Annotated in this window: 8 protein-coding genes and 1 pseudogene; 7 read left to right on the top strand and 2 right to left on the bottom strand. The window is 62.7% G+C overall.

The window, feature by feature from the left end; all coding sequences use genetic code 11:
• The 5 genes and pseudogenes from AC0L2C_RS29900 to AC0L2C_RS29880 form a co-directional block, all read left to right on the top strand.
• Window positions 1–671: pseudogene (locus tag AC0L2C_RS29900) on the top strand (hypothetical protein); the annotation flags it as partial.
• A 147-nt stretch (window positions 672–818) separates the two neighbouring features.
• Window positions 819–2822, top strand: a complete 2004-nt coding sequence (locus tag AC0L2C_RS29895; RefSeq protein WP_473525104.1) for a type I secretion protein — start codon at window positions 819–821, stop codon at window positions 2820–2822.
• A 724-nt stretch (window positions 2823–3546) separates the two neighbouring features.
• On the top strand, window positions 3547–5694 hold the full coding sequence (locus tag AC0L2C_RS29890) for a type I secretion system permease/ATPase (protein ID WP_473525102.1): 2148 nt from the start codon (window positions 3547–3549) through the stop codon (window positions 5692–5694).
• A gap of 12 nt (window positions 5695–5706) precedes the next feature.
• Window positions 5707–7044, top strand: a complete 1338-nt coding sequence (locus AC0L2C_RS29885) for an HlyD family type I secretion periplasmic adaptor subunit (protein ID WP_287063554.1) — start codon at window positions 5707–5709, stop codon at window positions 7042–7044.
• 20 nt (window positions 7045–7064) lie between these two features.
• The gene (locus AC0L2C_RS29880; RefSeq protein WP_128246754.1) at window positions 7065–8753 is read left to right on the top strand and encodes a GNAT family N-acetyltransferase; all 1689 of its coding nucleotides are present in this window, start codon (window positions 7065–7067) and stop codon (window positions 8751–8753) included.
• 36 nt (window positions 8754–8789) lie between these two features.
• On the opposite strand, the gene AC0L2C_RS29875 is transcribed toward AC0L2C_RS29880, so the two are convergent.
• On the bottom strand, window positions 8790–9470 hold the full coding sequence (locus AC0L2C_RS29875) for a DUF2161 domain-containing phosphodiesterase (protein ID WP_128246755.1): 681 nt from the start codon (window positions 9468–9470) through the stop codon (window positions 8790–8792).
• A 110-nt stretch (window positions 9471–9580) separates the two neighbouring features.
• On the bottom strand, window positions 9581–9877 hold the full coding sequence (locus AC0L2C_RS29870; RefSeq protein WP_128246756.1) for a DUF982 domain-containing protein: 297 nt from the start codon (window positions 9875–9877) through the stop codon (window positions 9581–9583).
• 300 nt (window positions 9878–10177) lie between these two features.
• On the opposite strand from AC0L2C_RS29870, the gene map reads away from it, so the two are divergent.
• Window positions 10178–11005, top strand: a complete 828-nt coding sequence (gene map, locus AC0L2C_RS29865; protein ID WP_128246757.1) for a type I methionyl aminopeptidase — start codon at window positions 10178–10180, stop codon at window positions 11003–11005.
• Window positions 11006–11054: 49 nt separating this feature from the next.
• Window positions 11055–11819: a RadC family protein gene (gene radC / locus AC0L2C_RS29860; protein WP_128246758.1), complete on the top strand. Its 765-nt coding sequence runs from the start codon at window positions 11055–11057 to the stop codon at window positions 11817–11819.
• Window positions 11820–11840: the final 21 nt, after the last annotated feature.

The raw sequence follows: 11840 nt of genomic DNA, 5'->3' as shown, positions 1-11840 counted from the left end.
GCGCGGTTGCCGGCAACTTCGCCGATGTCGATGGCGGCGCTGCAAGCTCGACTGGCGGCGGCGCAGGCTCGACCGGCGGCGCTGGCTCTGGCACGGGCACTGGCTCTGGCACTGGCTCTGGCGTCGGCGGCGCCGGCGGCGGCGCCGGCAGCGGCGCGGGTGGGGCTGGCACGAGCGGCGACGCAACCGGCGGTGCCGGCAGCGGCGGTGCCGGCAGCGGCCTGGCGAGCAACGTCAACACCGGTGGCGCAGCCACCAGCGGTGCGGCCACGGCCGGCGACGCGACTGGCGGCGATGCGACCGGCGGCGCTTCGACGGCGACCGGTGGAACGGGCGCGGTTGCTCTCAGCGGCGCTTGGGCTGACGGAGCGGACGGCGGCTATGCCTGGAGCGGCGACGCCACGGGCGGCGCTGGCGGCAACGGCGGCGCAGCGACTGCGACCGGCGGCGCGGCTGGCGACGGCGGCGGCGGCGGCAGCTGGGGGTCGAATATCGGCCACGACCAGCACATCGAAGCCATAAGCCAGGCCAACGCCAATGGCACCATCGACATGAACGGCTTCAACCAGCAGATCGTGATGGGCGCCAACCTGCAAGGCCACTCGGTCGACATGACTGTAGTGGGCGGCAACCTCACCAGCTCGCTGGTTGGCGAAGACGACGCGACATAACTGGCATGGCCGGTCTCGCCGCGGCGAGACCTGCAAAAAAGGGGCTGCGCGGGGGAAAACCCCGCGCAGTCTTCCCAACCAGAGAAGAGAAGCGCGACCCGGCGAGGGCGCGGATGATCTCGAAAACCGGAGGAAACTTCCGTGTATATGGACAAGATCACCGAGGCGATCAGCCACTTTGTGGGACTTTTTGAAATCACGCTGGAGCAAGCCCGTCTCAGGAAAGCCTATGACGAATTCAAGGCGGCCCAGGCGGTCGAGGAAGAAACGCCCGAGCTTGCCAGTCAAACGGTCAACGTCGACGCAGGATACGATCTGGAGGATTTCGTTCCCTCCATCGAGTATTCGCCAGTTCCACCAAAACTTGTCCTGACGACACCCTGGTCGGATTTCCAATTCGTTCCTCCAGACATCCCTGCGATCCCGCAGCCGGACGTCGCCTATCCAGGTTTCGTGTTCCACCCGGACGCACCGCCGATGGGGAGTGCGCCTTCACGCCTGATCCTGCCCCATATCGAGCCCCCTGGCTCGGTGGCGGTCCTTATCAACCAGGAGCTTCAGCTCTCCGATAACGACTATGTCGGCGCTGGCGGACATGGCCTGAAATTCTCCCCCGCAGCAGCCGACCATGCTGCCGAAATGACGGCCTTGCTGGGCGCGGCGGCGGATCTGTCGCCGATCGACGATCTGGAAATGCCGGGTTCGTCCGAGGAGATAGTGGCTGTCATCAAGACAGCCGGCGAACGGCTCAACGGCTATCCGGAGGAAACGGATGGCGAAGCCGATGTTTTCGTCGTCAAGGCCGACGTCATCGAAGGCACTTACGTCAATGGGCAGTCCGTGGACGAAGCGCCCAAGCTCGACGATCACCTCCCGGAGAAGCACCGTCGGGCTGATGAGGAAGAGGACGACGAAGAAGAGCCCGAGCAACCCTCCTACACGCCTGGGTCCGGAAGCATCGACATCGATGTTTCGGTCGAGCTGGAAGCCGGCGGCAATCTCCTCGTCAACAGCGTGTCGATGGCCAACAATTGGCTGCAGTCGCCGGTTTGCGCGGTGATGGGCGACCATGTCGAGCTCAACGCGATCATTCAGATCAATGTTTCGTGCGACAGCGATCTCGTCAGTGCCTCCATCAACGGTTGGGGCCTGAACGCCACCGATCCGACCCAAGGCTTCAATATCGCGATGTTCAAGCGCATCGATCCGTCGGCGGTAGCTGCGGCGTCGCAGGCCAACCAGGGTGACTTTCCCAGGCACTGGGTTGTCACCGAGGTCGAAGGTGACCTGCTCATCATGAACTGGATCCAGCAATACACCTTCATGATGGACAATGACGTTTCCGTCCTGTCGTCATCGGGAGTCAAGACGCTGGTGACAGCCGGCGCCAACACGGCGGCCAACGACATTTCGCTGGACGAACTGGGCTTCAATTACGACCTGATCGTCGTCGGCGGAAACATTTATGACGCCAACATCATCCATCAGTTGAACGTGCTCCTGGACAACGACCTGATCGGCGCGGTCGATGGTTTCCAGACAACCGGCGAAGGCGCGGCCTCCACCAGCGACAATCTGCTTTGGAACCAGGCCAACATCGTCAATTACGGCGCCGGCGATCGCTTCGAGGCGATGTCTGAAGCTTATCGCAAGGCGTGTGAAAGCCTGCAGAACGGCAACGGTGACCTTTCCGACATACTGAACGATGGCGCATTCGCGGGCATCGGGGCGATTCGGGTGCTCTACGTCTCCGGCGACATCCTCAATCTGCAATACATCAAACAGACCACCATTCTTGGTGACAGCGATCAGGTGGCCCTGGCCATGAATGCGCTGGCGCATCCGGAGGCGGACTGGACAGTTTCGACGGGAACCAACTCGCTGGTCAATTATGCCTACATTGCCGACGTGGATTCCACCGGCAAGACCTATGTCGGCGGCGGCATCTATTCGGACGAGATCCTCATCCAGGCGGAGCTAATTTCCACCGGCCCCGATCTTGGTGGCCAGAATCCCGACGTGCTGGTGAACGAAGCGGTCGCTTTCCTCGACGACGACATGCTGGCGCCGGAAGCCTCTCAAAACGTGGCGTATCCCTCGCTCGTGCCTGAGCAGACCTATTCCGATCCGATGCAAAGCGTTCTCGCGTGATTTTCGAACCGGGGTGGCACCAATGACCGAAGATCGCGATCAAACCGGGCGCGCTTTCGCCCAAGAACCAGAATGGGATCGGCCGGATGACGGCGTGCGAAGCGAGGCGTCTATCGAGGCCGCCGAGCCGATCTCACAGTCTTTGTTTCGTCATAGCAGGGCGGTCGATCGTTCGGTGGAAGAACTGGACGATGTCGTTGCCGAATTGCGGCGCATAGTGGGCGCCCGGCCAACCGAAACGCCAACATCGGTTCGCGACGCGACGCCAGCCAAGGTCACCGAACAAGCCAGGGTCACCGAACAAGCGCGCCCTTCCACCGCGCCTTTACCTGGTGATAGCCGCGCTCAGCCACGCGAGGTGCAACCACCCTATCCGCAAGCAAAAGCGCCTTCGGCTCCGTCGCCGGCCACGCCCACTGCTCCAGCCGCAGACAGCATTAGAAAGCCCGACCCCATCCGGCCACCGAGCCCTCGGATCTCCGAGCCGGCCCAGCGTGTCGTAGCGCCAATGGAAGAACCTGCGCGCAGGCCCGAGCCGGAAATATTGGAACGGAAGACGCCGAGCACACTGCAGGACGAGCCCGGGAAGCAGGACCAGCCGAGCGCGCGAGCAGGCGAGCCGCCCACTCAGGAGATCCGGCCACCGAGCCCTCGGATCTCCGAGCCGGCCCAGCGCGCCGTATCACCAAAGGAAGAACCCGCGCGCAAGCCCGAGCCGGCAATATTGGAACGGAAGACGCCGAGCACACTGCAGGACGCGCCCGCGAAGCAGGACCAGCCGAGCGCGCGAGTAGAGCCGCCCACGCAGGAGATCCGGCCACCAAGCCCTCGGATCTCCGAGCCGACCCAGCGCGCCGTACCACCAAGGGAAGAACCGGCGCGCAAGCCGGAGCCGGAAATATTGGAACGCAAGACGCCCAACGCTCCGAAGGACGCGCCCGGCAAGCAGCACGAGCCGAGCGCGCGAGTAGAGCCGCCCACGCAGGAGATGAAGAACAAGCCGGTTCTGCCCGGCGTGACAATCGAGGGCGACCGCGGTCCCTTGCTTGCCCGGGAAGTGCCTGGCGGCGGCGGCCCGACCGGAACCGGCAAGGGGGGCGGCGGTGGCGGCGGCAATGGCGGCGGCGGCGGCGCATTCCACAAGCGTCTCGGCCCGGTCGATCTCTCGGCAAGCCTCACGGCCGGCCTTCGCGCGGTCAAGAAGAACCTCATCGCAGTGATGATCTTCACGATAGCGACCAACGTGCTGGTGCTGGCGATACCTGTCTACCTCTTCCAGATTTCGGATCGCGTGCTGACGAGCCGCTCGGTCGACACCCTGGTGATGCTGACGATCGTGATCGTCGGCGCAGTCATCCTGCAGTCGGTTTTTGACGCCATCCGGCGCTTCATCCTCATGCGCACAGCGGTCGAGGTCGCCGCCCAACTGGGCGGACCAATCCTCAGCGCAGCCGCCAGGGCTTCACTGCACAGCAATGGGCGCGAATATCAGACGCTGGGGGATCTTCAGCAGCTGCGCACGTTTCTGGTGTCCGCCACGTTGCTGTCTCTTCTCGATGCGCCGATGGCCCCGTTGTTCATGCTGGCGATATTCCTGATCCACCCCGACCTCGGCTTCATCGTCGTGGCGACGGCGCTGCTGCTGCTGGCCATCACGCTCGCCAACCAGCGCGCAACCGCCAAGCCGTTCGGCGAGGCCAACACAAGCCAAACCAAAGCCAACCTCCACGTCGATTCGATGTCGCGCAACTCGCAGATCATCAACGCGCTCGCGATGATCCCGGAAGCCGTGTGGATCTGGGGCAAGGATACCGGCAACTCGCTCAGATGGCAGGTCATAGCCCAGGACCGAAACATAGCCTTTGCTTCTCTTTCCAAGGGCGTCCGGCTGCTGACTCAGGTCATAATGCTCGGCTGGGGCGCCTATCTGGCCATCGAGGGCTCGGTCACGGGCGGCATGGTCATCGCCGCGTCAATCGTTGCCGGTCGCGCACTTGGCCCGATCGAGGGTGCGATTGAAGGGTGGAACCAGGTTGTGCAGTCACGCGCCGCCTTTGGCCGCATCAGTGCGCTGCTGAAGGAATCCCCGCTGAACTTCGAACGCCTGAAGCTGCCGCGTCCGGAAGGGCGCCTCGATGTCGAGCGGCTGCTGTTCGTGCCGCAAGGAACCAAACGTGTCGTGCTCAATGGCATCGGCTTTGGGCTGGAGGCCGGAGATTCGCTGGCGATCATCGGCAATTCGGGCGCCGGTAAAACGACCCTGGGCAAAATGCTCGTCGGCTCGATCCTTCCAACTTCGGGAAGCGTGCGGCTCGACCTGATGGACCTGCGGAACTGGGATCAGCGGCAATTTGGTGAAAGCATCGGCTACCTTCCCCAGGACGTGCAGCTTTTCCCGGGGTCGATCAAGGCGAACATCGCCAGAATGCGCGAAGACGTCGACGATGGCGCAATTTACGAAGCCGCCAAGCTGGCCGACGTGCACGAACTGATCGCCTCGCTCCCGCATGGCTACGAGACCTTTGTCGCCGCCGATGGCGCGCCGCTTTCTGGCGGGCAGAAGCAGCGTATCGCTCTGGCGCGCGCCTTTTTCGGCAGCCCGAAATTGGTGGTCCTCGACGAGCCGAATTCGAACCTCGACACCGGTGGCGAGTTGGCTTTGTCGCGCGCTCTACAGCAAGCCAAAGAGCAAAAGATCACGATGGTGACGATCACGCAGCGGCCTGCTTTGCTGCAGACCGTGGATAAGATCCTGGTGCTCGTCAACGGCACCGTGGCTCTTTTCGGGTTGCGTCAGGACGTGCTCCAGGCTTTGGCGGCGCGCGGCATGAGCCTCGATGGCGGCCATTTTGCCAATATTCAGGTCAAATGAGAGAGATCGGCCGTGAAAGAAATAGCCAAGATCGAAGACGCTCAATGGTATGGCGCCGTTCCGCGTTCCATTTGGAAGCAGACGACCGCCGGATTGCTGCTGATGGCCGTCACCTTCGGCGGATTTGGCACCTGGGCATTCACAGCACCGCTCGCAGCGGCGATCGTCGCGCAAGGAAGCTTCGTGGCCACTGGGCAGAACAAGATCATCCAGCACCTCGAAGGGGGTATCATCAAGCAGCTTCTGGTTAGCGAAGGTGACCTTGTCGTAACCAATCAGCCTTTGGTGCTGCTCGACGACACGGCCGCGCGGGCAAAGGAACGGCAGTTGTTCTTCCGCCAGGCGCGCCTTGAAGCGATCGTGGCGCGCTTGACCGCCGAGGTGCACGGGACGGAGACTATAGAGTTCCCGGCCACAATAACCGAAAATCGTGACGACCCGGAAATTGCTTCGATCGTGCATAGCCAGCGTCTCAACTTCGAGGGCTCGCGCACCAAAATGAGCAGCGAGATCCGATTGCTCGACCAGAACATCGGCGCCCTGAAGTTCCGGGCGGGCGGTTATGAGCAGTTGCTGAAAGCGGTCACGATACAGCTCGGTCTGCTACGCGAGGAGTATACCGGCAAGAAGACCCTGCTCGACCAAGGATTGATCCGCGCGACCGAGATCAAGGCGATTCAGCGCGCCATAGCAGATGCCGAAGGGCAGATGGGGCGGCTCTCAGCCGAGATATCCGAGACCGGCGCCCAGGTCATCAAGCACGAACAGGAGATGCGGCAGACAGAAAACGCCTACCGCCAGGCGGCGCTCGACGAACTCGAGGGCGTTGAAACCGAACTGGACAGCATCCGCGAACAGTCCCGCGAGGCGCAAAACGTGCTGCGCCGAGCGACGATCAATGCGCCGGTTTCGGGCACTGTCGTGCGGTTATTCTACCACACCTCCGGCGGCGTGATCGAGAGCGGCAAGAGCATCATGGAGATCTTGCCGGCGAATGTGCCGCTTATCATAGAAGCGCAGGTGCCTCGCACCGAGATCGACAATGTCAAGGTCGGACAAAAGGCGACGGTACGGCTGGTCGCGCTCAACGCGCGCACGACGCCGGTTCTGAACGGGGAAGTCTACTACGTCTCGGCCGACTCGCTCCCCGACGCCTCCGGCCCGACCGAAAAGGAGGTTTATCTGGCGCGCGTCAACCTGCCAGTCAGTGAACTGGCTCGCGTGCCTGGATTTGTTCCGACGCCAGGCATGCCCGCCGAAATTCTCATCCAGACGGCGGAGCGGACCTTTTTCAGCTACCTGTCCAAGCCGATCAAGGACAGCATGGCCAGGGCATTTAATGAGCGCTGATCGTAGAGGCGGGGGGTAATATGCAGATCGACGTCTTGACACGCCCGGAAGAACTGAACGGGCTTCGCAACAACTGGGACGATCTCTACGCCAGGGATCCCGACGCGCATTTCTTCGTCTCGTGGGACTTTCTTTCCCACTATCTTCGACGCTTCGACGGTGAATGGTTCATTTTGGCGGCGCGCAAGGGGCCGCCGGGCTCTCCCTATGTCGCGCTTCTGCCGCTCCGGCTGCGCACCAGCATGAGGAAAAAAACCGGCGAAATCTACCATGAAGTGTATATGGGGGGAAACCTTGCAGCCGATTATACCGGCATCCTCTGCGCGCCGGAATACGCCTACCGGGCAATCGCGGTTTTCGCGAAGCATCTGAAGACGATGCATTGGGCCAGCCTGCATCTGGAAAACCTGCGGATGTCGGAACGCAGGACAGGCTGGCTGATGGAGCAGCTTTCCGACAATCGGCTGACGATGCGTCGGATGCGGCGCGTCAACCAGGTTGACAATGTCGACAACTGCATATGCCCGGCGATCGACCTCCCGTCCTCATGGGAAGATTATCTTCTGCACAATCTCAGCGCCAACACCCGCCAGAAGATGCGGAGATTTCTCCGGAAGCTGGAGAACTCTGACGAGTTTCGCATAACGCATGCCGACGCCTCTACCATCGAGCGCGATATCGACATCCTGCTCGAGTTCTGGCGCATCAAGTGGACGCCGCGGAAGGGGAATCTGGTTTCCGGCCTGGTCAAGAGCAACCGACTGCTGTTCAGGCAAGCTTTCGAACGGGGCACGCTGTTTCTGCCTGTGCTTTGGCACGGCGACCGGCCGTTGAGCGCTCTCGCGATCTTCCTCGATCCGGTCAAGAAGAGCATGCTGTTCCACATGGTCGGCCGCGACGAGACGGCCGACATGCTGCCGTCGGGACTGGTCCTGCACGGTTATTGCATCCGCCGCGCGATCGAGAACGGTTTCCGGACATACGATTTCCTGCGCGGCAACGAACCTTACAAATATTCCTTCGGCACCCACGACACCGTCATCAACTGCACTCTTGTGCGAACCAAAACCGGCCGGAATCTTGGCGACCGGCTGGACAGGCGATCCTTGGTCGGCGCGTTGCAGGAGGCGGCCGGCCTCCACAAGAAGGGTTGGATCATCCAGGCTGAGAACGTCTATCGCCAGATCCTGAACACCGAGCCGAACCATGATCAGGCTCTGTACGGACTCGGTCACGTTCTGGGTGCGAAGGGCGATCACCGTCAGGCTGCGGAATGCTTCGGCGCGCTTGCAGCGATGTCGCCGCAAGCTGTAAACGCCTGGCTTTGCCTGGGCATTGCGCAGCAGTCGCTAAACGACCACTCCGCAGCCATCGAGTCGTTTGGGCGAGCCACGGACCTCAATCCAGGCCTCATCCTGGCGCGTTATGCCCTGGGCCGCAGCCATCTCGCCCTGCAGCGGACGGATGAGGCGGCCCAGGCTTTCACGCTGGTCCTAGAGAATGAATCGCCCGCGCCCGCGGAAACCGCCCTGCGCGCCAAAGCCCGGCGACAATTGCAGCAGTTGAGGACAGCCAAGGCTCCCTACATTCTAAAGAAACCTGAGCGCGAGAAGCCCGTCATCCAGCCGTCATTGCCGCTGGGGCTGACGACTCTGCTCACGGTTGCGCGGCCGGCAGCCGCGAGCCGCTCCCCCTCTTCCGTTGCTTGACGAGGGCGTCGTTGCCTGCCTGCCGCTGCAAGTCGCTCAAACGACTCGTGCTGCCTCGTCATGAACCGATTGAGGCCAGCGCTGTAGCGCAGCGCGGCCAACGTCGGTAAGCGCATAGACGCCGCGCTCGGCCCTGGCGAACCAGCCATAGACATTGTGAAGCAGGATATTGGCGGCGCGTGGCGAAATGGTTTTCAGATCGCGCGGGCGTTTTGGGCCGTCGACCATGGCAGCGGCGCAGGCCAGCGCGTCCTGCCGGTAAGCGGTCATGACCGGCGTACGCGAGCCGCCGCCGACTACAGGGTCGCCGCGCCGGCGCCGATGCTCGTCCACCAGGCGCGACCGTCGCCTCGGGTCTCGCCGGGGCGGCAAGGCGGCCGGACTGAGCAGCAATTCGACGTTGCCGGCGGAGCCAACCCCGAGAAGGCCGAAGCCGAGCCGCCGGCACAGCGCACGGAACCGGCGATCGTGCTCGCGGCCCTTGCCTCGACTTGACATCCTCGCCGCGAGCCAGACCTCATCGCATGACGCAGCACGGTCAACACCTTGAAGAATGAGTTCGAGGTTGAACTGCAGCTTCAATTCGCAGACGACGAGCACGGGCGGCTCGCCGTCACGCAGTCCAACGACGTCGCAGCCGCCAACCTCGCCTTTGACAGTGAAGTCCAGACTCTCAAGAAACCGCTTCACCGGCATGTAAAGAGACGTTTCCTGCATGCCGCAGGCATAGCCGATTCGTGGCTGGTTGGCACAGCATCACCGACAGGCGTTGCCACCGAGGGCAAGCTATGCATCAAGCAATTTGCTGGGACTTGCCCGCTCAGCCATTAAGCCCTCAGCCCCCTCGCCTCGCCTCCGCGCTTGCGCGGAACCATCATATCCCTGGCCAGCAGGCGGCTCGCCCGGCAGAATGCCATGAACGCCCGGCAAGCCGCCTCGGTCTCGACCAGGTCGACGGTGGCGCCGAAGCAGGCGTTGAACGCAGCCTGATAGACTGGGCCCTGGCGGCGAACCGGCCAGCCTTGCAGGAAATCCAGCGCCTGTTCGACGCTGTATATTTCCTCGACCGGCAGGCCAGGCGCGGTCGTGATGCGCACCGGCACCTCGAATTGCAATCTGTCCATTCCTGTCTCTCCAGAACGCGCAGCAACGCCGCTCGTCGCCAAAAGTTGCTTTGACCAGCTTTCCGCTCAGGCCCCGCTTCTTGCCCAAAAACTTCTTGCTCACAAATATGTCGTCAGTGCGGACGAACGGCTCGGCATGGGGCCGGACACGCACAAGATGAAGCCGCAAAGCGTGAATATCGCCGGCTTGAGCCCAATCGCCGGCAGTTCGTCCTTGAACCTGGCGCCGTCCGGTGCCAAATCTGGGGGACTTTTCTCGCGGGCTCAACAGAAGCCCTTTCACCCGGCAAGACGGACACAATGGTCACCTATCTCGACGCCGCCACGGCTCCGCTCAGAAACACCGGCCAGATCCGCCTCTATGGCGAAGAAGGCTTTGCCGGCATGCGCAAGGCCTGCGATCTCACCGCGCGCTGTCTCGACGAACTGGTGTCGATCGTCGCGCCGGGCGTCACCACCGAAACCATCGACCGCTTCGTCTTCGAGTTTGGCATGGATCACGGCGCATTGCCGGCGACGCTCAACTATCGCGGCTACACCAAGTCGTCCTGCACCTCGATCAACCACGTCGTCTGCCATGGCATCCCCGACAGCAAGCCGTTGAGGGACGGCGACATCGTCAACATCGATGTCACTTACATCCTCGATGGCTGGCATGGCGATTCCTCGCGCATGTATCCGGTGGGCACGATCAAGCGCGCCGCCGAGCGCCTGCTCGAGGTCACGCATGAATGCCTGATGCGAGGCATCGCCGCGATCAGGCCCGGCGCCCGCACCGGCGCCATCGGCGCCGCCATCCAGACCTATGCCGAAGCCGAGCGCTGCTCGGTGGTGCGCGATTTCTGCGGCCACGGCGTCGGCCAGCTCTTTCACGATGCGCCGAACATCCTGCACTATGGCAGCGCCGGCGAGGGCGTCGAGATGCGGCCGGGCATGATCTTCACCGTCGAACCGATGATCAATCTCGGCCGGCCGCACGTAAAAGTGCTGTCGGATGGCTGGACGGCGGTGACACGCGACCGCTCGCTGTCGGCGCAGTACGAGCACACGATCGGCGTCACCGAGACCGGATGCGAGATTTTCACGCTGTCGCCAAAAAACCTCGACCGCCCCGGCCTGCCAGCATAATGTTTGCGCGAGGGCCGGATCTTTCCGGTCAAGAAAATGCGGGCGGCCTATGGGAAAGACCAGCGACGATAACGAACGGATCTTCTTTCCCGAAAAACCGATAAAACCGCTCGCAAAAGCCAATCCGGTCGATAAGTCGCCCGAAAAGCCGCACTATCTCGGCCATCGCGACCGCTTGCGCCAACGGTTTGCGGCCGGTTCCGACGCCCTCCCCGACTACGAATTGCTGGAGCTCTTGCTGTTTCGCCTGATCCCCCGCGCCGACACCAAGCCCGTCGCCAAGGCATTGCTGGCACGCTTCGGCACGCTGGCCGAGGTGCTTGGCGCGCCGGTCGCGCGGCTTGAGGAGGTCAGCGGTATCGGTCCGGCAGTGGCACTCGATCTGAAGATCGTTGCCGCGGCCGCCCAACGCGCGGCACGCAGCGAGATAAAAGGCCGCGAGGTCCTGTCGTCCTGGACGCAGGTTCTCGGATACTGCCGGTCGGTCATGGCTTTCGAGGAGCGCGAGCAGTTCCGCATTCTGTTTCTCGACAAGAAGAACGCGCTGATCGCCGACGAGGTGCAGCAGGTCGGCACCGTCGACCACACGCCGGTCTATCCGCGCGAAGTGGTCAAGCGGGCGCTCGAACTCTCCGCCACGGCGATCATTCTGGCGCATAATCATCCGTCAGGCGACCCGACGCCGTCGCGCGCCGACATCGAGATGACCAAGCTGGTCATCGAGACGGCCAAACCGCTCGGCATCGCCGTCCACGATCACATCATCATCGGCAAGAAGGGTCATGCCAGCATGAAGGGCCTGCTGCTGATCTGACGCCCTGTTTGGACAAGCATC

The organism is Mesorhizobium sp. WSM4845, from assembly GCF_055811455.1.
Note: the sequence above shows the minus strand (reverse complement) of the source record. Positions and strands in the feature narration are given on the sequence as shown.